Annotated in this window: 22 protein-coding genes and 5 tRNA genes; 2 read left to right on the top strand and 25 right to left on the bottom strand. The window is 39.5% G+C overall.

Annotated features, from left to right (window positions below):
* Nucleotides 1-6 precede the first annotated feature (6 nt).
* The 5 genes from ACTWP7_RS03865 to ACTWP7_RS03845 form a co-directional block, all read right to left on the bottom strand.
* A complete protein-coding gene (locus tag ACTWP7_RS03865) occupies nt 7-693 on the bottom strand; it encodes an ABC transporter ATP-binding protein (protein ID WP_443122082.1) in 687 nt (228 codons plus the stop codon).
* 123 nt (nt 694-816) lie between these two features.
* Nucleotides 817-2,697: an LTA synthase family protein gene (locus tag ACTWP7_RS03860; RefSeq protein ID WP_443122081.1), complete on the bottom strand. Its 1,881-nt coding sequence runs from the start codon at nt 2,695-2,697 to the stop codon at nt 817-819.
* A 277-nt stretch (nt 2,698-2,974) separates the two neighbouring features.
* Entirely contained in the window at nt 2,975-3,931 is a 957-nt protein-coding gene (locus tag ACTWP7_RS03855; RefSeq protein WP_443122080.1) for an ROK family glucokinase, read from the bottom strand.
* A complete protein-coding gene (locus tag ACTWP7_RS03850; RefSeq protein ID WP_014643754.1) occupies nt 3,932-4,147 on the bottom strand; it encodes a YqgQ family protein in 216 nt (71 codons plus the stop codon). It lies immediately after the preceding gene.
* A 65-nt stretch (nt 4,148-4,212) separates the two neighbouring features.
* Nucleotides 4,213-5,667, bottom strand: a complete 1,455-nt coding sequence (locus tag ACTWP7_RS03845) for a spore germination protein (protein WP_443122079.1) — start codon at nt 5,665-5,667, stop codon at nt 4,213-4,215.
* A gap of 177 nt (nt 5,668-5,844) precedes the next feature.
* Here ACTWP7_RS03845 and ACTWP7_RS03840 point away from each other — a divergent pair, with 177 nt between their 5' ends.
* Nucleotides 5,845-6,705, top strand: coding sequence for a hypothetical protein (locus ACTWP7_RS03840; protein WP_443122078.1), 861 nt, complete (start codon nt 5,845-5,847; stop codon nt 6,703-6,705).
* Here the strand turns inward: ACTWP7_RS03840 and ACTWP7_RS03835 are convergent.
* From ACTWP7_RS03835 to ACTWP7_RS03745, 19 genes are all read right to left on the bottom strand, one after another.
* Nucleotides 6,699-8,231, bottom strand: a complete 1,533-nt coding sequence (locus ACTWP7_RS03835; protein WP_443122077.1) for a rhomboid family intramembrane serine protease — start codon at nt 8,229-8,231, stop codon at nt 6,699-6,701. The genes ACTWP7_RS03840 and ACTWP7_RS03835 overlap by 7 nt on opposite strands.
* A 341-nt stretch (nt 8,232-8,572) precedes the next feature.
* Entirely contained in the window at nt 8,573-9,535 is a 963-nt protein-coding gene (locus ACTWP7_RS03830; RefSeq protein ID WP_443122076.1) for an L-lactate dehydrogenase, read from the bottom strand.
* A gap of 92 nt (nt 9,536-9,627) precedes the next feature.
* A complete protein-coding gene (locus ACTWP7_RS03825; protein WP_443122075.1) occupies nt 9,628-10,197 on the bottom strand; it encodes a 5-formyltetrahydrofolate cyclo-ligase in 570 nt (189 codons plus the stop codon).
* A gap of 625 nt (nt 10,198-10,822) precedes the next feature.
* A complete protein-coding gene (gene rpmG / locus ACTWP7_RS03820) occupies nt 10,823-10,972 on the bottom strand; it encodes a 50S ribosomal protein L33 (RefSeq protein ID WP_014643761.1) in 150 nt (49 codons plus the stop codon).
* Nucleotides 10,973-11,184: 212 nt separating this feature from the next.
* Entirely contained in the window at nt 11,185-11,847 is a 663-nt protein-coding gene (phoU, locus tag ACTWP7_RS03815) for a phosphate signaling complex protein PhoU (protein ID WP_443122074.1), read from the bottom strand.
* Between the two features lie 23 nt (nt 11,848-11,870).
* Nucleotides 11,871-12,614, bottom strand: a complete 744-nt coding sequence (gene pstB, locus ACTWP7_RS03810; protein ID WP_443122142.1) for a phosphate ABC transporter ATP-binding protein PstB — start codon at nt 12,612-12,614, stop codon at nt 11,871-11,873.
* A 131-nt stretch (nt 12,615-12,745) separates the two neighbouring features.
* Nucleotides 12,746-13,624 (bottom strand): phosphate ABC transporter permease PstA, encoded by an 879-nt coding sequence (gene pstA / locus ACTWP7_RS03805; RefSeq protein WP_443122073.1) that lies wholly within the window; start codon nt 13,622-13,624, stop codon nt 12,746-12,748.
* Nucleotides 13,624-14,571, bottom strand: coding sequence for a phosphate ABC transporter permease subunit PstC (gene pstC / locus ACTWP7_RS03800; RefSeq protein ID WP_443122072.1), 948 nt, complete (start codon nt 14,569-14,571; stop codon nt 13,624-13,626). The genes pstA and pstC overlap by 1 nt, the downstream gene beginning before the upstream one ends.
* A 78-nt stretch (nt 14,572-14,649) precedes the next feature.
* Nucleotides 14,650-15,678 (bottom strand): phosphate ABC transporter substrate-binding protein PstS family protein, encoded by a 1,029-nt coding sequence (locus ACTWP7_RS03795; RefSeq protein WP_443122071.1) that lies wholly within the window; start codon nt 15,676-15,678, stop codon nt 14,650-14,652.
* 203 nt (nt 15,679-15,881) lie between these two features.
* The gene (locus ACTWP7_RS03790) at nt 15,882-18,035 is read right to left on the bottom strand and encodes a peptidoglycan D,D-transpeptidase FtsI family protein (protein ID WP_443122070.1); all 2,154 of its coding nucleotides are present in this window, start codon (nt 18,033-18,035) and stop codon (nt 15,882-15,884) included.
* A gap of 91 nt (nt 18,036-18,126) precedes the next feature.
* Entirely contained in the window at nt 18,127-19,362 is a 1,236-nt protein-coding gene (locus tag ACTWP7_RS03785) for an MFS transporter (protein ID WP_443122069.1), read from the bottom strand.
* A gap of 103 nt (nt 19,363-19,465) precedes the next feature.
* On the bottom strand, nt 19,466-20,080 hold the full coding sequence (locus ACTWP7_RS03780) for a superoxide dismutase (protein WP_014643770.1): 615 nt from the start codon (nt 20,078-20,080) through the stop codon (nt 19,466-19,468).
* A gap of 219 nt (nt 20,081-20,299) precedes the next feature.
* Nucleotides 20,300-20,372, bottom strand: a tRNA-Phe gene (locus tag ACTWP7_RS03775).
* Nucleotides 20,373-20,452: 80 nt separating this feature from the next.
* Nucleotides 20,453-20,545: transfer RNA gene (locus ACTWP7_RS03770), tRNA-Ser, on the bottom strand.
* Nucleotides 20,546-20,557: 12 nt separating this feature from the next.
* Nucleotides 20,558-20,634 (bottom strand) — tRNA-Ile (locus ACTWP7_RS03765).
* Between the two features lie 3 nt (nt 20,635-20,637).
* Nucleotides 20,638-20,713, bottom strand: a tRNA-His gene (locus ACTWP7_RS03760).
* A gap of 30 nt (nt 20,714-20,743) precedes the next feature.
* A tRNA-Met gene (locus ACTWP7_RS03755) sits at nt 20,744-20,820 on the bottom strand.
* Nucleotides 20,821-21,551: 731 nt separating this feature from the next.
* The gene (locus ACTWP7_RS03750; protein WP_443122068.1) at nt 21,552-23,189 is read right to left on the bottom strand and encodes a Na/Pi cotransporter family protein; all 1,638 of its coding nucleotides are present in this window, start codon (nt 23,187-23,189) and stop codon (nt 21,552-21,554) included.
* Nucleotides 23,190-23,730: 541 nt separating this feature from the next.
* Nucleotides 23,731-24,351 (bottom strand): NfeD family protein, encoded by a 621-nt coding sequence (locus tag ACTWP7_RS03745; protein ID WP_014643772.1) that lies wholly within the window; start codon nt 24,349-24,351, stop codon nt 23,731-23,733.
* 285 nt (nt 24,352-24,636) lie between these two features.
* Between ACTWP7_RS03745 and ispG the strand changes: the two genes are divergently transcribed.
* A complete protein-coding gene (gene ispG, locus ACTWP7_RS03740) occupies nt 24,637-25,746 on the top strand; it encodes a flavodoxin-dependent (E)-4-hydroxy-3-methylbut-2-enyl-diphosphate synthase (RefSeq protein ID WP_224893082.1) in 1,110 nt (369 codons plus the stop codon).
* A gap of 41 nt (nt 25,747-25,787) precedes the next feature.
* On the opposite strand, the gene ACTWP7_RS03735 is transcribed toward ispG, so the two are convergent.
* A complete protein-coding gene (locus ACTWP7_RS03735; protein WP_443122067.1) occupies nt 25,788-26,231 on the bottom strand; it encodes a hypothetical protein in 444 nt (147 codons plus the stop codon).
* Nucleotides 26,232-26,340: the final 109 nt, after the last annotated feature.

The following is a 26,340-nucleotide window of genomic DNA, read 5'->3' as shown; positions in this document are numbered from 1 at the left end:
CATCCTCTATCCTTCAATAAATTTAAGCAGTTTTTCGTTTTTTGGGTGGTCAAGCATATCGGGAATCATTCCATCTTCCTGAAGATTTCCATCCATAATAAAGAGACCTCTGTCACCCAGTCTTCGAGCCTGATTCAAATTATGAGTAACCATCACCATGGTCATTTCATGTTCCTTAATTAATCCTTCGAGCACTTCTTCAATTTCTTCAGCGGTTTGATAATCAAGTGCGCTCGTCGGCTCATCAAGTAACAGAACCTCGGGTGAATTTGCAAGTGTACGGGCTAATGATACACGCTGCTCTTCGCCACCAGACAAATGGCTTACATCTTTATGTAGATAGGAGGATGGAAGCTGTACATATTCAAGTAAGGTCTCAGCATTTCCTTGTTCCCACTCCCCGAATAACGAGGGTCCATATTTTAGATTATCTAATACCGTGCCTGGAAAAAGGTGAGGAGCCTGAAGTACCAACCCAACATTTCTCCTTAATTCAGTTACCGAATAATCTTTAATTGATTTTCCATTAAAGTAAATGGTGCCACTATCAGGCTCACTTAAACGATTAAATAAATATAACAAAGTACTTTTGCCTGCGCCTGAAGGGCCAAATAAGATTACTTTTTCTTTCTTTTCGATCGTAAATGTAAGGTTAGTTAATGGATCTTGACTGACTTTCTCAAAACGAAACATGACATTCCCTCTCTTTAAATAATGATTATGTATGTATCCTTACCCTGAGAGCGCAAAAAATATGTGAGTAAATATAAAGAGCCGTCATGAGAAATTTCATGACGGCTCTTAAATTTACAATTATTAATCTTCACTCTGTCCGAAATCATAAAACCGGAACAAATCACCGTAAATAATGTTGTCTGAATACTGTAGTTCCTGATCGACCTTTTCTTTAATAGGAGTACATTGATTTGCTTCCTCTTCTTCTAAAGGGGCTCCGCTCTCACGGTCAAAGCAAGTTCCATCGGCGAAAATATATTCTTCACTCACAAAGCTTCCATCTCTCATAGCAATGAAATCCTTGCCTTTTTCTGCAAACATGTTGTCTCCAAAGGTGAGGTCCTCTTCATTGTTAATCCCTAATAAATGTAACAGAGTAGGTTTAACATCAATTTGCCCTACCACCTCTTCACGTATATCTCCATTTTCATATCCTGGAATATGAATCATGAAGGGTACTCGTTGAAGTTGAGTGTGCTCATAGGCGTTAATTTCTTTTCCAAGAAATTCTCCAATTGCTTTATTATGAAATTCACTAATTCCATAGTGATCCCCCATTAAAACAATGATTGAATCTTCATAAATACCCGAATCCTTTAGCTCCTGGATGAATGACTGCAATGCTTCATCCGTATAGCGTGCTGTTTGAAAATAATGATTCAGAGTCTTAGAGCCAGAATCATACTGATCAATATTCGCTTTCTCTTCCGGTAGTTCAAAAGGGAAGTGGTGCGTTAACGTAATAAACTTGCTGTAGAAAGGCTGCTCCTGTTCTTTCAAGTACTTAATGGATTGATCAAAGAAGGCTTTATCTTCAAGTCCCCAGCCAAACGAATTCTCCGACGTGACTTCAAAGGATTGTTCACCATAAAATTGATCGTAACCAAGATTGTCATACATGACATCTCTGTTCCAAAAACTTTTGTTATTTGCATGGAATACAGATGTTTCATAGCTTTCATTATTTAAGATTTCCGGTAGGGAATGATATTCATTCTGCGCATGTGTGAAATAGACGGCTCCCCTTCCGAGTGGATACAAAGAATTCTCAATGATAAACTCTGAATCGGATGTTTTCCCCTGTGCGGTCTGATGATAAAAGTTCTTAAACCATATGGTGTCTTTGCTTTCTTTTAAATCGTTAAGAAAAGGGGTTGCTTCTGTGCCATTAATTTCAGAGTCAAATAAGAAGTTTTGGAAAGATTCAACACTGACAAAAATCACATTTTTATCTTCTGCAATTCCGTATAAAGGTACATCCTTGTTATTACCATCCGGAGAGTTGCTGTCTAAATACGACTCAATTTCACTGATTTCACTTCCGTCCGCAAGTACACGTTGAGCTTTTGTTTTAGTTTGCATAGAAGCATCGTATAAATGGTAATTGTACACGCCAATATTCTTCACAAGATATTCTCTGTCAAAAGCGCGCACAAAAAGCATAGGTCGTTCCATTTCAGCGAGTACTACATTTCCTGCTAGCAGGAGAAAAGTAACGGCTGTAGCTGCAATTTTACCAGTTTGAGGTAAATTAATGGATAAATTAAATTTCTTTTTACTTAAATACCAAATAATTGCAACATCCAAAAACAGAAGAATATCCTGCATATGCAGAAGCGTTAAAAAGCTTCCGGTGAGATCTGCTGCATTATTTCCTTGAAAAAGAACTGGGATAGTAATAAAATCTGTAAAATTTCGGTAGAATATTAAATTAATAAACAGGATAAGTGATCCAATAAGAGAGGTCCATCTCAAGTATTTCATCTGTCGTGCAGGATTGAGCCAAACACTTATAGCAAAAATGAGGTAGGCACTCGCGATTGGATTTATCAGCAGAATAAATTCCTGTAATGGATTTTCAATGGATAAGTCGAACATAAGCCGGTACACTAGATATGTCTTTATTCCAAATAAAATCGTAGCTATTATAAATAAAGGCATGCGAAACTTATTCATTTGCATGTTGGTTCCTCCTCAAAAGTACACCCCTCTGGTTAATTCTTTTACTTTTATTTAACCAGATCTTCTAACTTCCTTTACAAATTCCACTTATAATGTTTTATTAAACAGTTTCATTGTGTATGACGAAAATTCTATCACAAAAGTTTCAAAAAAAGTAGGTTTTAAGAAATTTGTTAGATGATTGTTAAGCGTAAGTAATCCACCCGACATTATCCACTATATGTATGAGAACTGCTATTATATGAAAAGAAAGGTGGAGCTTAGTCAGCTCCACCTCTTACTGATTCGCTTTAACTAGAAATGCCGCTCCGATTACTCCGGCATCATTACCTAACTTTGCCAAATCAAAGCTTGTTGCTGCAAATGTTCTTCGTAAAGCATATTTTTTATAAGCTGCTTTCAAGGGATCTAACAATTGACTTCCAGCCTGCGAAACTCCCCCGCCTATTACAATTTTTTCAGGATTAATCGCAATAGCAAGATTGGCAATTGTCATTCCCAGCAGGTCCGTAACTTTTTCAATCACCGCACCTGCTGCTTCATCTCCCTGCTGTGCAGCTTCAAATACATCTTTTGCTGTCAGCTGATCAGACGGGATGTTTCGTAAGATGCTTGCAGGAGTAGTTTCGATACTCTCCTTCGCTAATCTAACAATTCCTGTGGCTGAAGCTAACGTTTCCAGGCAGCCAGTTTTACCGCAATTACAAGGAGCTCCGCCCTCAGGTACTACTGTAATATGTCCAATTTCCCCTGCGGTACCATTAACTCCGTTTAAAATCTCGCCATTAGCTACAATACCTCCCCCAACCCCAGTGCCTAAGGTTACAGCAATTAGTTCATGGGCTCCTTCCCCAGCTCCCAGCCACTTTTCTCCTAAAGCTGCAAGATTGGCATCGTTTTCCACCCATACAGGAAAACCGGTCCATTCACTCAATATGGCCCCAAAATCATAGTTTTTCCAACCGATATTTACTGCTTCGTGAATAAAACCGCTATTTGGATCAACAAAACCTGGTGCTCCGGCACCAATACCAGCGACTTGATTCTTATCAATATGTAACTCTTCTAAAGAATCCTCAAAGGCATGATGAATATCTTCAGGGATCCTCTCTCCGCCATTTTCTCTATCTGTATTAATCTCCCATTTTTTAACAATTTCCCCACTGTCTTTAATCACTGCGAGTTTCACTGTAGTACCGCCGATATCAGCGGCAAGAAAAATATTTTTTTCCATTTAACGTTCCTCCCCTTGCTGACGATCTTTTTCCCTCGCTATTTCTCCTCTTAATAATAAAAGAGCCATTTGAAAATCTTCTTTCTCCATACACTGGGAACGATAAAGCTCCTTTACTTCATCTTCCATCAACTCTAAATCAGCCAGTCGATCGCCTACGTAGATATAAGTACCGAACTTTTTTAAGTGCTGCTGAATATCGTAAATCGTTTTCATAATTTCATCACCGAATCCATTATACCAATAGCAGCGTGGAATGAAAATGTAAAACCCTGACCAATTCATCGGTCAGGGTCTTTAGGGTGCAAGAAAGCCGGTCGTCTATTTTTCAAGGGAATCGGTGAACGGAAGAGCACATCTCGGAACGGTTTCCAGGCAAAAGGAAGAAAAGGCCATAAATAAGGGGTTTTAAAGGTCTGCATACGTGACAGATAAATTAACCAGAGGGTTATTCCTATGACGTATCCTTTCACACCGAAAAAACCTGTGATGAGTAATAGTGCAAGTCTTGATAATCGATCAGCGAGTCCAATTTCATAACTTGGAGTCGCAAAAGTACCTATCGCTGCCAAAGATAAATACAATACTACTTCACTCGAGAAAAGTCCTACATCTACAGCCACTTGCCCAATTAAAATAGCGGCCACAAGCCCGAGTGCTGTAGCTAAGGAAGAGGGTGTATGGATAGCGGCCATCCTTAGCATGTCAATGCCTACTTCAGCAATTAAAAATTGTAAAAGTAGAGGCACAACCCCAGAGTCGGTTGGTCCAATGAATGATAAGTTTTCCGGCAGGAGGTCAGGCTGCATGGAAAACAAGAAGTAAAGAGGCAGAATGAAAATGGAAGAAATAAACGCAATGAATCGAATCCAGCGCAGGTAGGCTCCGACAAGTGGTTTCTGACGATATTCTTCTGCGTGCTGGAGATGGTGCCAGAAGGTTGCCGGCGTAATCATAACACTAGGAGAACCATCTATAATGATTAGGATATGTCCTTCATAAAGATGTGCTGCTGCAGTATCAGGCCTCTCCGTATAGCGAATAACAGGATATGGATTCCAGTGCTGGCCGCTTATGAATTCCTCAATTGTTTTTTCAGCCATTGGCAGAGCATCGGTATCTATTTCTTGAAGGACTCTCTGCAAATGCTCAATACGTTCAGGATCCGCAATATCCTTTAAGTAACACAAACAGACGTCTGTTTGAGACCTGCGTCCGATTTGAGTGTACTCCATACGGAGCGAACGATCTCTAATTCGCCTTCTCGTGAGAGCCGTATTAAAAACAATAGTTTCTACAAATCCATCTCTTGAACCCCTGACCACCCTTTCTAAGTCAGGTTCTTGAGGACCGCGTACAGGGTAGGTCCGGGCATCAATCATTACGATTTCTTCCATACCCTCTACCACTAATGCGGTAGGCCCTGCTAAAACTGTGTCCGCTGCTTTGTTAAGATCTTTTTCCTTATCTAGTTCAATATATGGAAGGTGAGTCTCCAGGAGCTTAGTTAAAGGGTCAGGATCTAATTGGTCAGGATCCAGTCTTGAAAGCAGCTTCATCAAGTAGTGAAGAATATCGTCTTTAACAAAACCGTCGACCATAAATAGAGACATACCTCTGCCTGCGTAAACAAGGTCCAAATGAATCATATCAAAGCTTTCTTCTACCCCTAAACGATCGCGGAGGTAGGCCACATTCTTTTCATAATTATCAAATAAAAGTTGCTTCTCTTCCATGTCGCACCTTCTTCCATTCCTCATAGAAGTTAGCTTTTGTTAAATTCAAGAAAACATACTTATATAAACAAATTGGTTTTAAGCATACTTAACTTTTGACGCATGTCCCTCTCTTTTTCTTCATAACTATCTATATACTGCTTAAATACCGAATAGGTGACGACAGGAGGGGACCTTATGAAAAAAGTATGGCTGTACTGGGTATTGGGTCCATTAGTATTCGTAATTGTACTAGCTCTATATTCAAATTATTTCAGAGATGATGCTGTTATCAAATACTTCCCACTGGCTCAAGAAAACAGCTTCAGTTCATATGACACTAAATTGGAATTTGAATCTCCACAGGATGAGGATGAGTACGAAATAAAATGGGAGATGTTTTCGGAGAGTGCCCAATCTATGTATTTAAGACAAGACGTGTCGTTATTATATGTGAACGGAAGGTTAAAGGGAATTATGAATAAGTGGAAGGAAAATGCTTCTGTAATAGAAAAAAAAACCAGCCTTCATGGAGAGGATAGTAAGAGGTATGAAGCGATTAGTTTTCATCATGGGGAAATTCATGATGGAGAAAAACCGATTCAAAGTATTCAGGCTACTTCAAATGCCACTCTTTATGTAATTGATTCACCGCTAACCAAACGTTCTTCCTTTCATGTACCTTCCACCCCTGAAGAAAAAGAGTGGAAAGAGACACTGGACCATAGCATCACTCAGCAACTCGAAGCCCAGTGGCACGAACTGCTCCGGTATTATCAAATTCCTAAAAATCAATATACTCTTGTACCTTTAACGCACCTCGGCGAGTTTAAAGGAAAACCCTTCCCAGGGACCACAGAAGAAAACTACGAACGTATAAAAGGTCAGCTATGGGAAGGGCTGTACAAAAATTATATTTTGGGGATTTCCAATGCGGAATCGTCTCATCCTATTCAAAGTTATATTCCTTTAATTCTTTTTGATAATAATGGAAAACATTTAATGGTTCTGTTTGAAGATGATACAGGAAAAAAACATCAATTAATTCAATACTATTGAAGATCTTCGGTTAATTCCTGGAAATCCTGATTCTCAGGTCTTAAATCTGCTGCTGTTCGTGCGTGCTCTATAGCCTTATTTTTTTCTCCCTTTTGCTGATAAAGCAGAGCTAAGTTATAATGAGCCTCCCCCATATCAGGGGAGAGCTCAACGACTTTTTTTAAATCCTCAATCGCTTTTTCAGGTTTACTTAATTGATTATAAGCGTAGGATCGATTAAACCTCAATTCTGCTTCATATCTACCAGGATCAGCTAAAGCTTCAGAGGTTATCGAAACCACCTGGATGTAATCTCCACTTTCGTTTAAATCTTGTGTTTGCTGTACTTGCCCCATTCTCTCGCCATCGTTAAACAGCCCCTCACTTCCTATAAAGGCCATGGTGCCCAGAATTACGATATAGCCAGTAAGAGCAATGCCCTGGATCCACTTGTCGTTTCGCTTAGGCAGGTTAAATCCAGCGGAAGCGATAAAGCCTCCAATTAAGCCTCCCATATGAGCGCCATTATCGACTTGAGGAACCATAATTCCAAAAGCAATATTTAATGCAATTACGAAGATTAAATTCCAACCCATCGTTTTAAAAAACAATTGTCTATGACGAACTCCAAAATAAAGCAAAGCACCAAATAATCCAAAAATAGCCCCAGAAGCACCGGCCGCTACGTGAGGATTTAACATAAAACTTGCAACTCCACCAAAAATACCGGCCAAAAGATAAATCACGGAAAAGCGCCAGGTTCCATAAATGCGTTCAACCGCGATGCCGATATAATACAAAGCGAGCATATTCATCAAGAGGTGAAGCAAACCTATGTGTAGAAACATTGAGGATCCTATGCGCCACCATTCACCTTCCATGATGGCCGGATTATACTTTGCGCCAAATTCAATCAATGTAGAAACGGAGGTCGTACTACCCTGAGATTCCACAAACATGAATAGAAGAATATTTACAGCCAGTAAAATGTAAGTCATCTGAGGTTTGCCGAATTGAAATAGTGACTGTACTTCCTGCTGCTTTTTCCGATGACTTGATACAATCTGCTGCTTTAAATAAGGAATCATGGCTTCCATTTCATTATGCGATATTCTTTGTTCCAGCACAGGTTCATCGAGTCTTAAAGCTTCATAAAACCGCTTCCGTTCTTTATCTTTATTCTCGTCTGAAAAATAATATAAGTGAACGTTTAACTTCTTATCTTCATTCAATTCTGAAACTACATTTTCCCATTCCTCAACAGGAGGAAATTCAGATACATAAATTGTATGCAGGATAACATTTCCGCCGCGATAAATTTGACGATTTTGCTTTAACTGCTGATATGTAACTTGAAGATCTCTTTTTAGTTCATTTCTCCAATTAATTTGCTTATATTTAATTCGAATCACGTGGTTCTTCCACTTACCTGAGTACTCAAGCCAAGCTTCTTTATGTTCTGTATTAATATGAAGAACTTCACACCCTTGATTCAGCACAAGATCATGAGTTACCTTCCAGAAATAAAAATCCTGTTCAATAAACAAAGACTCACCTCCTTGATACTCTTTATCATATCATGATGAAATCAACCCTCGCCATAAGTACGATTGACAAAAAAAGCTGCCTTTATGGCAGCTTAGAGTCAGGTCTTTGAAACATTTGGGCAAGCAACTTCCTTCTTACCCACGGAACACTCATAGAAGTTTTAACCAAACCTCTTCTAAGTAGAGGTATTTTTGTAACAATATCTAGTAAACGATAACGAAACTTAAAAGCTCCGTAAAGTATGGAGCTCACTAACAAAGTCCCTTTCAGAATTGGGTGCAACTCATCCACCTCATTTAAACTTTAGTTGATGAGTCTATTTTCACCAGATCTACAATCGTTATGCATCCTTATATTTATTTAGGACAGGTTCCATTGATTCCTTCAAGATAGATGCGGAACGGCTGAATTTTTGCTTTTCTTCAGGATCAAGGTTTAACTGAATTATTTCCTTTATGCCTTTCCGATTAATAATAGCCGGTACACCTATATACAAATCCTCTTCTCCATACTCTCCTTGTAAATAACCTGAAATAGTTAATACAGCATTCTCATTGTGCAGTATGGCACGGGTGAGGCGAACGAGTCCCATAGCTATCCCGTAGTGAGTAGCCCCTTTACGCTCAATAATATGATAGGCAGCATCTCTCACTTGTGCAAAGATGGAGTCGAGATCCTCTATATCATATTTTTCAGGATGGTCATGTATGCGATCAAATATAGAGCGCCCCGCTACATTAGCATGGCTCCAAACGGGTAGTTCAGAATCTCCGTGCTCTCCCATAATGTAAGCATGAATATTTTTCGAGTCCACTTCAAAGTACTCGCTTAATTGAAATCTCAGTCTAGCGGTATCCAATATTGTTCCCGAACCAATCACTCGATGGACTGGGAGCCCTGAAAACTGCCATGTCATATAAGTTAGAATGTCTACTGGATTTGTGGCAACTAAGAAAATACCATCAAACCCGCTCGTCATGACGGATTCAACAATGGATTTAAAGATGGATGTGTTTTTTTCGACAAGATCTAAACGAGTTTCACCAGGCTTTTGATTAGCTCCGGCCGTAATGACCACGATATCAGCAGAACTGCAGTCCTCATAACTACCAAACCAGATTTTCTTATTGGAAGGCGCAAAAGCTAGTCCATGATTTAAATCCATGGCATCTCCTTCAGACTTCTCCTTATTTAGATCAATAAGTACTAATTCGTCTGCAACACCTTGATTCAATAAGGCGAATGCATAACTAGACCCTACGGCACCTGTACCTATCAAAGCAACTCGGTTTACTCGCTCCATGCCATCAACTCCCTTTAATTTTTGTTACTCTCATTGTAAATCATACTATAGAAATTATGCGACGCGTACTCCCGTTCTTTATGAACGTTTTGTTAAGGCTGTCTGGTTTTAAATAACCCTCTTTCCGTAAGGATATGATCCACTCTCTGGTCAAAATTCTCTATTGGCAGAGAAGAGACCTTCTGTACCTCTGAAGCGATCATGATCGTCTCTCCATCAAATTCCTCTAAAAACCTATCATAATACCCACCACCATATCCTATTCTGTAGCCACAGTTATCAAAAAGCAGTCCAGGAACTAAAAGTAAATGAATCTCTTCCTTTTTCACCTTTTCTGCAGCAGCAGGATCTGGTTCTTTCAATCCAAAATAAACGGTTTCTAACTGACCATAATCTTCCAGTTTATAAAAATCCATCTCTCTAGTCTTAGGAATACATTTTGGCACTACTACCTGCTTATGCTCCCTCCACCCTTGATCGATAATAGGATATGTAGACCATTCATGTTCCTGAGATATAGTCATTCCTATCATTTTCGCATTTTTCCACAGATCACTTTTGAACAAATGCTGATATAGGGCCGTTTGAATCGAATCTTTATTATCCCTGGAAAGGTTATTCAATGTTTGCTTACCTATTCTTCTCCACTCTTTTTTATTCATAACCCCAATCTCCTTTTAGAATTGTCTATCTTAAAAATAAAATAAACAGCTGACGTTGAAAAGTCTTAAATATAAGGTTCTAGCCATTTTTTACAATAGATTTATTAGTCAATCGGTGGGATTTTTTAAGAATCGAGTTCGATATAATGTGTGGAGAAAGGGACTCCTTGGGACGGCTCGGCCGGCTCTTCGCCCGGATACTCGTGTCATAAGCAGGAAATTCAGGAGGGACGAATGCACGCATCCCTTTTGATCTTTTAGTAGTCTTCGTCGTTCCCATTCGCCCCTTTGCAATCGTTAGGTTCTCGAAATCTCCTATAAAAAATCCTATTCAAAGAGGTAGGACACGTAAGATCAGCAGTATTTTTAGCGCTTCAGAGCAGAATAGGAATAACCGCGCTAAAAAAGTATTTTAAGCTGATTCAGTAGGCTAACCCCCTACAGAAGGGTCCGCTCGCATAATTATAGTTAGGCTGGTTAGGAAATGATGAGCCTCCCGTGGGAGAAAAGAGCTTTTTCCATTTAACGCAACGTTCCTAATAGTCTTGAAACTGATCCTTACAGTACTGGGAACTTGACTGAGAAGAAATAATATAAAAAAACAGTAGGAAATAATCCTACTGTTTTATTTAGTCTCACGGTGTAAGGTGTGTTTACCTAGACGAGGACTATATTTACTTAGTTCCAAACGCTCAGGGTTTTTACGTTTGTTTTTTGTAGTAATATAATTACGGTCACCTGTTTCAGTACAAGCAAGTGTAATGTTTACACGCATTGTCTATCCCTCCAAATTCAATCTTTTCACTTTATCTTCTATTTCATCAGACTCTATTAATATTAACAAATTACCTTGTTCCTTTCAAGTATGATTTTGCAGTGGTCATACATACATTTGAAAATAAGAACAAACTGGATGTTTACGAACCTAGCTTTATTTTTCTCCGTTAAGAAGCAAAAAGCTGTTCCAAATGAACAGCTTTTTGCTTCTTATTTATTTAAATCATAAGATTGACCTTTTACAAGATAGAATATATTCTCTCCTATATTCGTGATGTGATCAGCAAAGCGTTCAATATATCTTGCTACATAGGAAATTTGCATAATGTGTTGGATTTGCTGGGGATTTATAGCAGTTAATTCTAATGTTTCCCTTACAATTTCCCCATATTTTCTATCGACCACATCATCCATTTCTGCTAATTTACTTGCTAAGGATATATCTTCATATTCAAAAGCTTTAACTGCTAAGTCAACCATATCCATGGCTAGTACAGCCATTTCTCTTAGTTCCGGATTAATCTCAATTCCATGATCCTCACCGAGATGAATAGTTGCCTTGGCAATATTCGTGCCGTGGTCAGCCATCCGTTCCAAATCAGATGATATTTTGATGGCTGTTATTAATCGTCTCAAATCACGAGCGACTGGCTGCTGTTTAGCAATTAGCAAAATCGCATCTTCGTTTATTTTATCCTCTTTAGCATCAATAACGGCATCATCTTCAATAATTTTTGTAGCTTTACTGACATCTCCCTGATAAAAAACATGAATCGCAGTATCAAGTGAATATTTAGAATCAAGAGCCAGTTCTTTTATCTTTTCTTTCAAATCATTTAATTCATCTTCAAAATGTTGGCGTATAGAGACCATTTGTTTCCCCCTCAAACTCTTACTTAACCAAACCGTCCTGTAATATAATCTTCCGTCCGCTTATCTTGAGGGTTCTGGAATAAATCGTCAGTTTCCGCGAACTCAACTAATTCTCCGTTTAGGAAGAACGCAGTTTTATCAGAAATACGGGCAGCCTGCTGCATGTTGTGCGTCACAATAATAATACTATATTTTTTCTTAAGCTCCTGGACAAGCTCTTCTACTTTTGAAGTAGAAATTGGGTCCAGTGAAGAAGTTGGCTCATCCATCAGAATTACGTCAGGCTCAACGGCCAGTGCACGAGCAATACATACACGCTGCTGCTGACCGCCGGAAAGACCATACGCATTTGCATCCAAACGATCTTTCAATTCATCCCAAATGGCCGCATCCTTTAGGCTTTTTTCAACAATTTCATCGAGAACTTCTTTTTTCTTAATTCCGTGTACCCTTGGACCATAAGCTACATTATCATATACAGACTTAGGAAATGGGTTCGGGGATTGAAAGACCATTCCTACTTTAGTTCTCAGATATTCCTGTTTAAAGTTTCCACTAAAGATATTTTGGTCACGATATTTTATGGAACCGGAAGTTTTAACAATCGGCACCATTTCCACCATGCGGTTTAACGTTTTTATAAAGGTGGATTTACCACACCCAGAAGGTCCAATAATAGCTGTAACCCGCTTCTCCGGGATGTCCATATTGATTTCATAAAGGGCTTGATTGCTTCCGTACCATAAATTCAAGTCATCGACTTGCATAACATTATTAACCTCTGCCTTTTTCTGTTTCTCTTTTCTCTCAACGACAGGCTTTGAAGTTAAGCCTCCTGTCCTTGTTTCCTGTGTTTCTTCACTGATTTTAGTCATTGTGAAACCCTCCTCATCCTTAATTAAAGACGCTGTTGAAATTTGTTACGAATCAATACGGCAATCGAGTTCATTAGTAGGAGAACTGCCAGGAGTATGATAATTCCAGCTCCGGCAACAAACTGCCATTCCTCTTGCGGTCTTGCTGTCCAATTATAAATCTGGATAGGCATAGCCGTATATTTAGCAAGCAAAGAGTCCGGAAGCGCATAAATGGCTGTAGCAGCTCCTACAATTATTAATGGGGCTGTTTCGCCTATAGCTCTTGAAAGAGCAATTATCGTACCCGTTAATATTCCAGGCAGCGCTGCGGGCAGAATCACACGAGCAATCGTCTGCCATTTAGATGCCCCCATTCCTAATGAAGCCTGGTGCAAGTCAATAGGTACAGACCTTAAGGCTTCTTGAGAAGCCACCACAATAACCGGAAGAATCAGTAACGCCATCGTTAAACCTCCGGCAATTAGCGTATATCCAAAGTTAAAAATATAAACAAAGAATGTAAGACCTAGTAAACCAAAAACAATGGAAGGAACCCCTGCCAAGTTTGAGATGTTCACTCTAATAAATTCAGTAAATTTGTTTTGTGAGGCGTATTCCTCTAAATAAATAGCCGACGCTACCCCGATGATAACAGAGAAGATCGCAACTATAGCCATTAACATAATTGAACCTATCATCCCTATCCAGATTCCTGCTTCTTCTGGGTAAGGAGCTGGTCCACTTGTAAGATAATCCCAGCTTAAATAACCAATTCCTTGAGTCAATACGCGGTAAAAAAGCAGTACTAGAAAAATAAGACCAACTGAGGTAGCTAAGAAAAATAACCCCATCATTATCTTATTTTTTAATACTCTGCCTTCCATCCGTTTCTTGATGCCTTCTTCATTTTGTCCAAGCATTAATATTCCTCCCTGAACTTACGTGAAATATACTGTGCTAACAAGTTCATACCCAGAGTGAAGACGAATAACGTCATTCCAACTGCATATAAACTATAATAGATCGTAGAGCCAAACGTTGTATCCCCCGTAGCAGCCTGTACAATAAAGGCTGTCATCGTCTGAATAGACTCCGTAGGGTCAAACGTTAAGTTCGGCGTAGCTCCAGCCGCAATCGTTACAATCATCGTTTCACCGATTGCTCGTGAAATTGCCAATACAATCGAGGCAACAATTCCCGAGAGCGCTGCTGGAAGTACTACCTTATATACAACCTCGAGCTTTGTCGCTCCAAGGCCGTAAGCTCCTTCACGAAGTGAGTTTGGTACAGAGTTCATGGCATCTTCCGATAAAGATGCTACCATTGGAATAATCATAATTCCAACAACAAATCCACCGCTCAAAGCGTTGAAAATGCCGAGATCTGGAATAATATTCTGGAACATTGGTGTAACGAACGTTAAAGCAAAGTAACCATAAACAACCGTAGGGATTCCTGCTAAAACCTCTAGAATGGGTTTAATCACACGTCTCACCTTGTCGTTGGCGTACTCACTCAAAAATATGGCGGACATAAGACCTAACGGTACAGCAGTTACTGTGGCAATCAGTGTAATAAGTAATGTTCCTCCGATAAGAGGTGCCACTCCATATTCACCAGACCACGGAGACCAGCTTGTCCCTGTATAGAAATCAATTATTGATACATTAGAAAAGAAACCGATCGACTCACGCAATAAAGTAAATAATATACCGACTGTTGTCAACACACTGATAATAGCGCACAACAGTAAAAACCACGGGATAATCTTCTCTATACGCTGTCCAAACGTGGTCTTTTGTTTATTTCTTTCAATTAATTCCTGGACATTGAATTTATTTCCCTCTGATTGTAAACCTTTGTCCATTGTCAAACTCCTCTCATCCATAAGGCAAGGTGAGACCAGTACCTGGTCCCACCTATCCTTTTAGATTTTTAAATTCAATTACTCAGCCCAGCTTTTTGCCTTGTCAAGCTGTTCTTGATATTTTTCTTCAGGAAGAGCAACGTATCCAACTTCTTCAGCAGCTTTTCCTGCATTGTTTAAAGTGTACTCAACAAAGTCACGAACTTGTGGTTTGTTCTTATAAGCTTCTACATTTACATAAGTGAATAGCGGACGGGATAGTGGTGTATATGAACCATCCTGGATTGTTTCACCAGAAGGTTTTACAGGCTCAGCATCCCCTTCAGCAATCCCTAGGACTTTAAGAGAATCCTTATTCGCTGCATAGTAAGCATAGCCAAAGAAGCCAATAGCGTTAGGATTATTTTCAATACCACGTACTAGAGTGTTGTCATCTTCAGAAAGAGTAGTATTTTCTCCTTCTTTCATTGGGTTCTCTTCAAGTACTACTTCGTTGAAGTAATCAAACGTACCTGAATCATGTCCCGGAGCGAAAATTTCAATTTGCTCTTCAGGCCAGTCCGGATTGATGTCAGACCACATTTGAGCATCAGAAGATTCAAGGAAGATTTGTCTAAGCTGTTCAATGGTTAGGTTTTCAACAAAATCGTTTTTTGAACTTACTGTTACAGAAAGACCATCGAATGCCAGTTCTAGAGGCTCAAGCTGAACCCCATTTTCCTCTGCTTGCTTCTTCTCTTCTTCTTTAATTTCACGAGAAGCATTACTTAGGTCGATTTCACCTTTAGTGGATTTCTTGAAACCACCACCGGAACCTGAGCTGTTTAGAGAGGTTTCAACTTCTGGAGCCTCTTCACGGTAGCTGTACGTAAGGTTTTCCATGATTGGATAAACTGTAGAAGAACCATCGATTGCAATTGGACCAGAAACTTCCTCCCCTGATTCTTCAGAAGAACTGCTCTCACTTCCTGAGCTTTCTTCCGTATTGGAACTCTCAGAGTCTCCTCCATCACCGTTGGCATCGTCGCCAGAACCGCCGCATGCAGCAAGTACTCCAAGCACTAAAATAAATGCAAACATTAGTGCTAAACTTTTAAAGTTTTTCATTTCTTTCTCCCCCTATTTCTACATGTATTATGTGATGCCGGCTTGACCAACTCACATTTTATATATTAAAGAAAGAGTTTTAAGGACATATAAATCAAACGTAAAGGTTTTGTAAATGCGTCGATTTTTATCGATTTTTATTTTCTCAGGCAAAAAAAAAGACTGCCGAGACGACTCGACTAGTCTTATAATGAGGTTGCTCCTTATTCTTCCTGTGTTTCTTCAGCGTTTTCTTGAGGTGATTGTGTCCCAACACCCTCTTTTTCTCTTTCTTGCTTTAAATCAAAATATGCTTTTCCTATACGGGCCCCAATCTTATTACTTATACCCGTTGTAGGTGTATCATTTCCCAAGTATGGAGTAATGACAGAAAAAGCAATTTCGGGATCATCATGTGGAGCATAGCCAATCAAAGTTTTATTCAATAAGTTATCTTCACGTCGATAGGTTTCCCCACCATTTACAGGTATCGACTTAAACGCTTCTGCTGTTCCTGTTTTTCCTGCCATATTGTATTTAGCATAAGGAGGATCCGAAAACACGCTGCTTGCTGTACCTTCATTAGTCTGGAATACCTGCCTGAACCCTTCTTGTACACGATCAATATAGTCGGCATCCATTTCGAGCTGGTTAATGATTTCGGGTGAATAATCTTTATAGATCGGTCCTAATCCTTCAGAAGAAGTTGGAGGATCGTGAATTTCCTTTACCAGCCTCATTTTAAGCCTGCTACCGCCATTAGCTATGGTAGAGACATACTGATTTAATTGCATGGCCGTATAAGTGCTATATTGACCAATAGCGAAGTCTAAAATGTTACCATCGGCCGGGTTATCCCCCTCAAAACCTGTTTCTTCATATGGAAAATCCAGTCCTGTTTCCACTCCTAAACCAAATTGATTAAAGTTATATAAAAAGGTTTGAAACGTATCATTTTGTAAACTAATAGGCCGTCCATACTGATAATCAAATTCTTTTCCTAGATACATGGCAAGAAAATACATATAAACATTGGAGGACTGTTGAATAGCTGCTATATCATCTACCACTCCAATATTTGGAGTATAGGAGGACTTCTCCCGGTCCGAAGAGATTTTTATGGCACGGTCATTTACTGTCTGTCCAGGATCAATAGCCCCTTCGTGTAGACCTGTTAAAATCGTTGCTCCTTTGACCGTAGAACCGGACATATACGCGTTATAAACAGCCTGATGAGAGGTGTCCGAGAATCGCTCTTCTCCTTCTTCCAAGTTTCGATTATACTTTTGTCCAGAGATGGCTAAAATCTCACCTGTTTTGGGATTAGACACAACGGCTACTGAATTCTCGAGATGCTTATTTTCATTAGGTGCCTCCTGAATAGCACTTTCAAGTTCTTCACGCAGTATTTGGTCTACTTTTTCTTGAAGATCTACATCGAGGGTGAGAACTAAATCTTTCCCCCTTTCCCCTTCACGTATCACATTTGAATTAACAACATCGTTATTTTTATCAATCTCATACTGAACCTTTTCTTTCGTTCCCTTTAACACCTGCTCATACTGCTGTTCAAGACCGCTCGTTCCTACCCGGTCGTTTCTACTGTAGTCCAATGACATAAAGTAATCCAAATTATCACGTGGAATCCCTTGTTCTCTTGAAGTTATGTTCCCTGCATAGTTCCTGAACGTATTACCATATGGATATTCTCTTTCCCAATCAGACGTTACGTTTATTCCAGGCAGACTTCCCAAGTGCTCCGCAACGGAAGAATATTCTTCATAGGAAATGTTTGAATTCTTTATGATGTGAGGGGAAAGTGCGTATGCTTTGTCCAATTCTTTTTTAATGGCGATAACTTCCTTAGTCTGATTGTCATAAGAAGTCACTTCAGTTTCCTTAATGCTGTCGAGCTGAAGCTGGTAAATCTCGCCATTATCCATATCCTTTGTATCTTTATCTTTAATACGCTCAACCACTTCTTCTCTATTCTTTAAGAAAAAGTATTCTTTTAAGTCACGGGTACTAAGCTTGTCTTCAAACTCCATATTGATATACTGCGCCAACTTTTCGGCCAGTTCTAGACGATCTAGTTGTTTTACTCCCTTAGGCGGAGTGTACGTTATCGAATAAAGAGGCTCATTGTTTACTATTACCCTTCCGTAGCGATCGTACATTTCTCCTCTGGGCACGGGTATATTTGTAGTTGTGTTTTCTGTTCGATCAATTTCATCCTGGGCTTCTTCTCCATTAAGAATTTGAACTACTCCAAGCTGAAGAATGATCGCTCCAAATAATAGAAATACAATAAAAAAAACTATATTTAAACGAAAAGGAAGATGAGTTTTTTTCTTTCCTCTTTGCATATCGCCGGCCATCTATGTTCTCCCCCAATTTCCACAAAATTCTTCCTATATTATAGCATCATTTTACTGCTACATAATAGCCGTTCGATGTGGGAAGATAGTTTCAATTGTGAGAAGACGGAACTACTTTAGTATCTATATCTTTTATGAAGAAGTAAATTAAAAAGTGGCCTCCACCTACAAGTAGTAATATATACGGAATTCCCGTCTCAGGAGCAATGAATACAATTGCGAGCAGGAATACACTAATGGAGAGAACTCGTCCCAAGTTTAAAAATAGCTCCCTGACTACAATGTATTCTATTCTCATCTCTCCGGCATTCCATGACTTGCCGATGACATCATAAGTTAAAGATATATAGGGCACGTACAATAAAGGAAAGAATATTCCTGCAATCGCCCCGTAGAGTAATAACAAAGCCATGCTTTTACTTACCAGCAAAATTAAAACACTAAGGTAAAGGGAAAGACCTGCTATAAAAATAGCCTTTTTTCTCCGTCTGGGTTTAACAAGACGGGTGACTAGAAAATAAAACAGGAAGGAGAATCCAGAATACACAAGATTAAAAAAACCTAAGGACAATTCGTTACGTGTCATTAAGAAGATCCATATGGACACCGCAAATAAAAAAGTCCCTTCTCGAAACCCCTGGGATACGTGTGCATTTAATATGCGTTTCCAATTGAGATTATTTTTCCTTTCGTTAATGATTCTCCGAAAAGAGAAATTACCTTTTGCTTTTCTTCTAGATAATCCAAAGCTGACAAGAACCGCCACTATAAAAAGCCCAAACGACACAGCAAAAATAACCGTGTATCCTGTGAAGTTGTTTAATCGAGAAATAATAAAACCTGCCAGTAGCGGGCCCGTCATCCCACCTAAAGATTGCAGAACTCCTAAAAATCCATTAAAAAAGTCTCGCGTGTCAGGTTCAGTTATCTCAAAAGTTAATACATTGTAGGCCAGCCAGTAAAAGCCATATCCTACTCCAAGTAATGCACCGAGCATGATATTAAACTTGGCTGCGTTCTCCCCTACAATAAGTACGGTTAAGAAAAATAAAGAAAGAACGATCACCCCTGTACGAAGAACGATCACTCTGTCGATATGTTTCGCACATTTACCAGCAAATATAAAGGTTAAGGGCTGTAATACATAAATACTTAAATTATATAGAGCTATGTCCGTATAACTATTTGATTGTTTCCACAAATAAATATTCACAAATGTACTGGATAAAAAAATCCCGAGGGAGTATAGACCTCCAATTAAAAGCAACAATAATAGATCTTTTGAAACGTTTTCTTGGCTCAACCACGCTCGCAGTCTGCTCACCATATCCATGTCTCCTTTGTGTTCTACATTAGTGTTGGCAGAACAAAAAGAGATATACAAAAAGAAAAGACCTGGATGGAAATCCAGGTCTTTTCTCTAAAAATTATTATTTAGCTGCATCGTAACGTTTTGCTACTTCATCCCAATTAACTACATTCCAGAATGCTGCAGCGTAGTCAGGGCGACGATTTTGGTAATTCAGATAGTAAGCATGCTCCCAAACGTCTAGTCCTAGGATTGGAGTCTTGCCTTCCATAATCGGTGAATCTTGATTTAACGTATCGATTACTTCAAGGCTGCCGTTATTAACGACTAACCAAGCCCAGCCTGAACCGAAACGACCTTTAGCAGTTGTTTCAAATTTTTCTTTAAACTGATCCAAGCTTCCAAAGGTATCATTAATTGCAGTCGCTAAATCACCTGTTGGTTCGCCACCGCCATTTGGAGACATGATTGTCCAGAAAAGACTGTGGTTTGCATGTCCGCCTCCGTTACGGCGTACAGGGGTGCGAATATCCTCCGGTACAGCTGCAAGATTGTTCGCTAACAATTCTTCCAGCGATTTGTCCTGAAGATCTGCATGCCCTTCTAATGCATTGTTAAGCTTAGTCACATAAGTGTTATGGTGCTTCGTATGGTGGATGTTCATCGTTTCCTTATCGATGGTAGGTTCTAGTGCATCGTAAGCATAAGGTAGTTCTGGTAGTTCAAATTTGGCCATAGTATAACTCCTCCTTTAATTAATATGTAAAACCAAAAGTATGCTTTTTGCATAACTTCTTGATTTTACATTATCAAACCGGAAATGTACTTGCAAATAATATGCAGCTTTCCGTTTGGAATACTTTTGACTTCCGCTATTAAGATTTCCCGTATTGAATAAATTAAAACATAAAAAAACCAAGCCGATTGGCTTGGTTTTTTTCATTACTTTTATAAGTGGCTCGGGACGGAATCGAACCGCCGACACACGGATTTTCAGTCCGTTGCTCTACCGACTGAGCTACCGAGCCATGGTAAGCTGCAAATTTAAGAACTACTGATTTGTTTAAAAAAACATCTTATGATGAACCTTTTCACATTATATGTATCATGGCGGAGGAGGAGGGATTCGAACCCCCGCGAGCCGTAAAGCTCCTGGCGGTTTTCAAGACCGCTCCCTTCAGCCAAACTTGGGTACTCCTCCGTATGAAAATAATGGTGGACCCTGCAGGACTCGAACCTGCGACCGATCGGTTATGAGCCGATAGCTCTAACCAGCTGAGCTAAGGGTCCACTTGGGGCGGCTGATGGGAATCGAACCCACGAATGCCGGAACCACAATCCGGTGCGTTAACCACTTCGCCACAACCGCCGTAATGAAAGTTTTAATTATGTAATAAAATGGTGGCGGTGGAGGGAATCGAACCCACGACCTCACGGGTATGAACCGTACGCTCTAGCCAGCTGAGCTACACCGCCATTAAGTAAAAATGAGTAAATCTTGCTTGAAGCGACATTTAATAATTTATCATGTAATGAATGTTTTGTCAACAACTTTTTTTGCGCTGAAATTAGCGACAGGAATAATATAGCATGGTCTCTTTAAGCTTGCAAGACTTTTTTAAAAGGTCTTTAAAACTTTGTTGGCAATTTCTTTAATAAACGTATTTTTTAGAGAAACGCTTTGGATCCGATGCCATAGAAGATTTAGTGTTCGTGGGGAAATAACCACTCTTGTACCAACTCTGAGAAACATAAGTCGATCCTCAACGGATTGAATAGCGCAACCCTTTTGAGTTCAGCTTATAATAGTTTTGGATTACGGAACAATTCCACGTTTGAACAATATCCCTCTCCCCTTCTTCCGCCCTTATTTACCACTATTTCTATCGGCAAAATAAAAACCTAAACTCCGGGGATGAGCTATTCAGCTCCAGCACCCAGACTCGATAGAGACGCACTCTCTGTTTTCATCGTTGCCAGTTCCAGGTTAGTTTTGGTGCCCAGTCTCTTAAGGTCTTAAGTCCAATTATGATAATAAGACGTGCTCTTCCTTTCAATTTCGTTTTTAACAGGCTCTTCTCCCCTCAAGCAATTCGAAACCGAGTCTTACAAAATCGGGAGCGTATCTGTATATATCAACATGCAGATCTATCAGATTTTATTAAAAGAACAGCTGAAGCATTAGCCCAGCTGTTCTTTTAATAAGTTTATAAACTTTCTTTTTCTCCCAAGACTTCTTCAGCAATATTAACAGCGTGGTCACCAATACGTTCTAAATTGCTGACCATATCAACGAATACGATACCAGCTTGTCCAGTGCAAACACCTTCATTTAAACGAATAATGTGTTTTTTACGGTAACTGCGTTCCATTCGATCGAGTTCATTTTCTTTTTGAACGACCGCTAATGCTTCTTCTCGATTCATGGTTTCAAGCGCTTTTGTGGCTTGTTTCACAGTCATTAAAGTAAGATCAAACATTGTATTCAAGTCATCAATAGCCTGAGGGGTCAAGTAAACTTTATTCGAGTTCTTGTAATCGATAAGTTCAATGATGTTTTCAAAGTGATCGCCAATCCGCTCAAGGTCCCTAACCGAATCCATCAAAGCTGAATGCTTGAGACTTTCTTCGTCAGTTAAGGAAGCTTGAGATAAGTCAATTAAATAGTCGGTTATCTTTCGATCCAGATTATTTAGAGCATCCTCAATTTGCATCGCAATTTCCGAATGCTTCTGCTGTTTATTATTTAAATACAGACTTGTCTCTTCTAGTCCCTTATATGCATACTGCCCCATTCTAACTACTTCTTCTTTTGCCTGATCGAGAGCAAGTGAAGGAGATTGCTCAATAAAAATCGGGTCTAGATGCTGCGGCTTAAATTCAATTAAGGAATCTTCACCAGGAACTAATTTTATAACTATCCAGGCGAGCACAGCTACGAAAGGAAACTGCACTACTGTATTCGCAATGTTAAAAGATCCATGTGCAAAGGCAATGGTCATTTCCGGCCCTAAGTTCAGATATCCTTGTAACCATTCTACATAGGCTGTAAATGGTTTGAGCAACAGGAGAAACACAGTGGCACCTAGTACGTTAAATATTACGTGGACGAATGCAGCTCTTTTTGCACCCACACTGGCCCCAATAGCCGCTATAACAGCCGTAATGGTTGTTCCAATATTATCACCAAAAAGCACAGGGAGTGCTGCTTGGATATCTACCAATCCTTCTCCAAACAATCCTTGCAATATCCCTATAGTAGCACTAGAACTTTGAACAATCACCGTGAACAATGTTCCAATTACTACTCCTAATACCGGATTTTCACTCATACTTAATGTAAGCTCTCTAAAAGCTTCTAAGGATCTTAGTGGTTTCATACCGCCACTCATAGTTTCGAGCCCGAAAAACAGGGCACCTAATCCAAAGACCGTCTGTCCAAGGTTGGTTACTTTTTTATTTTTAAAGAAGAAGATCATTAAGGAACCGACTGCTAGTATTGGAAGACCATATGCTTTTATATCAATACCTATAATGAATGCTGTAAAGGTAGTCCCGATGTTAGCTCCCATAATGACTCCAATAGCCTGCCGGAACGTCATAAACCCAGCGTTTACTAGTCCTACCGTTAAAACCGTAGTCGTCGAGCTGCTTTGAACCAAAATGGTTACTACAGCAACTGCAATCACGCCCATAAGAGGATTGCTTGTAAAGCGATCCAGCATTTCACGTAAGCGATCGCCAGCTACTTTTTGCAGTCCGTCTCCCATATACTTTATACCAAATAGGAAGATACCAAGACCGCCAATAAATTCAAATATCATTTTTTGAACGTCTATCTCCATTTAGTCCCCACCCTTTCTTCATCCAAGTTTCTACATTTTCTCTCTTTTTTTAAAACACCTTTTTCATTATTAACGAAAGATATTTTATTTGTAAAGGATATCCGAGAATCTTAACATTAAATTTACATTAAGATTATATAGAGGTAATAACCATTTGTTAAAAGGAGCTTATAACTAAGTGCAAATAGCAAAGAACTCACTGCTGTAGAAAGCTTTATTTAAAATCTTCTTTCTTGATGTCTTCTTTCAAGATTCTATTTTAGTGAGACTCGTTAATTGGGTTCTTAATAATTATGCATTTCAGGCAGGTTTATATGTACAGTAGAGCCATCTTCTAACTAACTGCGCTGCCTATTCTTAATTGAATTGAATTGAATTGAATTGAATTGACTTCCATTAGAATCTAACCAAGCAAAGTAACCATTAATTCCGTAATTAAAGAACAAATAATAAACTCTCTATCCCCTTTGAGTTGTATTACCCAATCAAAGGGGGGAGAGAGTTTTAACGAGCACTTATGGTTTGATTTATTTTCAGCTAATCAGATCTTTTTCACTAATATTCTAGTTCCATCTACAGAAACCACTTTGATGTCATCATCTTTTGAAATCCACTGTCCATTTGAAACAGCACTGTAGTCTTCTTCTTCGATCTTTATTGTCCCTACCGGCCTCATGTCAGTTAGAGCCTTTCCCCTTTTATCAATAAGGAACTGATAACTTTCTTTCATGGAATTATACCCCATTTCTGATGACAATTGGTCCCTGAGGGTGATTTTTGTCCACATCTTCCTATGTTTAAATACTTTCAGGAATAGCAGGGACGCGGCACCGCCGAGAATGACTCCAATAACACTGTAAAGGCCAGCTACCCAATTAGGTGCACTAAATCCTACGGCTATAACCATAATGGCCGCTCCGATCGTAGCAAGTGTGCCATCATTTATGAGTTTCCCGTCAATAACCATAAGAATGATGCCAAGAAAATAGACAAGCATCATAACGATAAACATATCTGTTGCTAAGTAACTTGAAAAATAAACGGTAATAAACCCAAAACCAATAATTGCAAAGATCCCTTTCATGTTAACCAGCAGTTCACCGATTAAAAACATGGTGCCTAAAAACGTAATAAACAAAGCAATCCAATCAAATGCAAGCACGATGAACACATCCTCCCGTATATCTTCTGAATACTATATGTACGATTAAGGCTCTACTTTCGTTTCATTAAATATTACTTGAGTTTACTATTTGCTTCCTCCATAATATAATTTGTTAAACTTGGATATGTAAAATAGAAGCATTTACAATAGTTTTACATGTGGAGTGGCTATATTTAAGTGACTTGACTTCTCATTTAAGTTAAAAGCCCTTATAATAAAGGTTGGAATGTTAAGAAGCACACCTTTTTTGTAAGTATATAAAGGAGCGATTTGAAAATGGCAATTACCCACAGAAAAGATACACGCCCTGTAAAAGTAGGTGACGTGACCATCGGCGGAGCTGATGAAGTCGTTATTCAATCCATGACTACTACCAAAACGCACGATGTTGAAGCTACTGTAGCCGAAATTAAACGTTTAGAAGAAGCGGGCTGCCAAGTCGTACGTGTTGCATGTCCTGATGACCGTGCAGCAGACGCTATACCTGAAATTAAAAAGCGTATCAACATACCGCTGGTTGTCGATATTCACTTTGATTATAGAAAAGCCCTGAAAGCAATCGAGGGCGGTGCAGATAAGATCCGTATCAACCCTGGAAACATTGGTAAAAGGGAAAAAGTTGAAGCGGTGGTAAATGCTGCTAAAGAGAAAGGAATCCCTATTCGCATTGGAGTTAATGCTGGTTCCTTAGAAAGACACATCCTTGAAAAGTATGGATACCCAACTGCAGACGGTATGGTTGAAAGTGCCCTGCACCACATTAAAATTCTAGAGGATCTTGATTTTCATGACATCGTCGTTTCATTGAAAGCTTCAGATGTACACTTAGCCATTGAAGCTTATGAAAAAGCTGCGCAAGCATTTTCGTACCCGATTCACTTAGGTATAACTGAATCAGGCACTCTATATGCAGGTACAATAAAGAGTGCGGCAGGTCTAGGCGCTATTTTGAGCAAAGGAATTGGAAGCACGCTACGCATAAGCCTTAGTGCTGACCCGGTCGAAGAGGTGAAAGCTGCTAAAGAACTGCTTAAATCATTCGGGCTTGCTGCGAATGCCGCTACCTTAATATCCTGTCCAACTTGCGGACGTATCGAAATCGATCTAATCTCTATTGCAAACGAGGTTGAAGAATATATTCAAACTATCCAAGCCCCTATTAAAGTTGCCGTATTAGGCTGTGCCGTGAATGGCCCTGGTGAAGCACGTGAAGCAGATATAGGTATCGCGGGTGCACGAGGAGAAGGGCTTCTGTTCCGCCATGGAGAGATTATCAGGAAGGTTCCTGAAGATATTATGGTGGAAGAACTCAAAAAAGAAGTCGATAAACTCGCCGAAGAGCATTATGAGAAACAGCGTATCGAAAAAGAAAAATTAGAGCAAAAAGCATAAAAAAAGGTGGACCACTGCGGTCCACCTTTTTTTATCTGAAATTAGATCAGATTATAGATCGGAGCAAAGAATATGGAAAACGCAATGGATACAATACTAATAATAATCGCCATGTTCCCTAGCGTATCAGCTCCACGCCGTTTTCCTATAATCCCTAATACAATGCCAGCGGCACCTAATATAAGGGGAGCAAAGAAAAAGGAGAGAATGGCGGCACTCAGCCCCAGCCAACCCATACCTACTTTTACATCACTTTCCATGGTCGTCTCTTTTTCTTCAGTTTGAAAAGGTTCATCTATAGGCGTTACTGCCGCTTCCTGGGCATATTCTTCTTCATAACTTTCCCCATATACTGGCTGATAAGGACCGCGTCCATGATCATTAACTGGTTGCTCGTCATTCTCATGCACTTGCTCCATTTCATCACCATGCTCTGGAGCTTTCTCTGTTTCCTGATTCTCAACAGGATTTTTCGGATCATACATACGAGTACCCTCACTTTCTGTTTGGAGAATCACGTTTAGTATGTTCCATAATCGCTTTTGTTAACGAGGGATTTTCTGACATATCCAATATCCTTACTTAACACATTCT

The sequence above is a fragment of the Halobacillus sp. B29 genome (genome assembly GCF_052246755.1).
Lineage (GTDB): Bacteria > Bacillota > Bacilli > Bacillales > Halobacillaceae > Halobacillus > Halobacillus halophilus.
This window is presented reverse-complemented; position numbering and strand designations above follow the sequence as displayed.

What these genes read in the sequence shown, in the direction of transcription:
- ACTWP7_RS03865 (WP_443122082.1), bottom strand. Translation starts at nt 693, where the DNA reads ATGTTTCGTTTTGAGAAAGTCAGTCAAGATCCATTAACTAACCTTACA.
- ACTWP7_RS03860 (WP_443122081.1), bottom strand. Translation starts at nt 2,697, where the DNA reads ATGCAAATGAATAAGTTTCGCATGCCTTTATTTATAATAGCTACGATT.
- ACTWP7_RS03855 (WP_443122080.1), bottom strand. Translation starts at nt 3,931, where the DNA reads ATGGAAAAAAATATTTTTCTTGCCGCTGATATCGGCGGTACTACAGTG.
- ACTWP7_RS03850 (WP_014643754.1), bottom strand. Translation starts at nt 4,147, where the DNA reads ATGAAAACGATTTACGATATTCAGCAGCACTTAAAAAAGTTCGGTACT.
- ACTWP7_RS03845 (WP_443122079.1), bottom strand. Translation starts at nt 5,667, where the DNA reads ATGGAAGAGAAGCAACTTTTATTTGATAATTATGAAAAGAATGTGGCC.
- ACTWP7_RS03840 (WP_443122078.1), top strand. Translation starts at nt 5,845, where the DNA reads ATGAAAAAAGTATGGCTGTACTGGGTATTGGGTCCATTAGTATTCGTA.
- ACTWP7_RS03830 (WP_443122076.1), bottom strand. Translation starts at nt 9,535, where the DNA reads ATGGAGCGAGTAAACCGAGTTGCTTTGATAGGTACAGGTGCCGTAGGG.
- ACTWP7_RS03825 (WP_443122075.1), bottom strand. Translation starts at nt 10,197, where the DNA reads ATGAATAAAAAAGAGTGGAGAAGAATAGGTAAGCAAACATTGAATAAC.
- rpmG (WP_014643761.1), bottom strand. Translation starts at nt 10,972, where the DNA reads ATGCGTGTAAACATTACACTTGCTTGTACTGAAACAGGTGACCGTAAT.
- phoU (WP_443122074.1), bottom strand. Translation starts at nt 11,847, where the DNA reads ATGGTCTCTATACGCCAACATTTTGAAGATGAATTAAATGATTTGAAA.
- pstB (WP_443122142.1), bottom strand. Translation starts at nt 12,614, where the DNA reads ATGCAAGTCGATGACTTGAATTTATGGTACGGAAGCAATCAAGCCCTT.
- pstA (WP_443122073.1), bottom strand. Translation starts at nt 13,624, where the DNA reads ATGCTTGGACAAAATGAAGAAGGCATCAAGAAACGGATGGAAGGCAGA.
- pstC (WP_443122072.1), bottom strand. Translation starts at nt 14,571, where the DNA reads ATGGACAAAGGTTTACAATCAGAGGGAAATAAATTCAATGTCCAGGAA.
- ACTWP7_RS03795 (WP_443122071.1), bottom strand. Translation starts at nt 15,678, where the DNA reads ATGAAAAACTTTAAAAGTTTAGCACTAATGTTTGCATTTATTTTAGTG.
- ACTWP7_RS03790 (WP_443122070.1), bottom strand. Translation starts at nt 18,035, where the DNA reads ATGGCCGGCGATATGCAAAGAGGAAAGAAAAAAACTCATCTTCCTTTT.
- ACTWP7_RS03785 (WP_443122069.1), bottom strand. Translation starts at nt 19,362, where the DNA reads ATGGTGAGCAGACTGCGAGCGTGGTTGAGCCAAGAAAACGTTTCAAAA.
- ACTWP7_RS03780 (WP_014643770.1), bottom strand. Translation starts at nt 20,080, where the DNA reads ATGGCCAAATTTGAACTACCAGAACTACCTTATGCTTACGATGCACTA.
- ACTWP7_RS03750 (WP_443122068.1), bottom strand. Translation starts at nt 23,189, where the DNA reads ATGGAGATAGACGTTCAAAAAATGATATTTGAATTTATTGGCGGTCTT.
- ACTWP7_RS03735 (WP_443122067.1), bottom strand. Translation starts at nt 26,231, where the DNA reads ATGTATGATCCGAAAAATCCTGTTGAGAATCAGGAAACAGAGAAAGCT.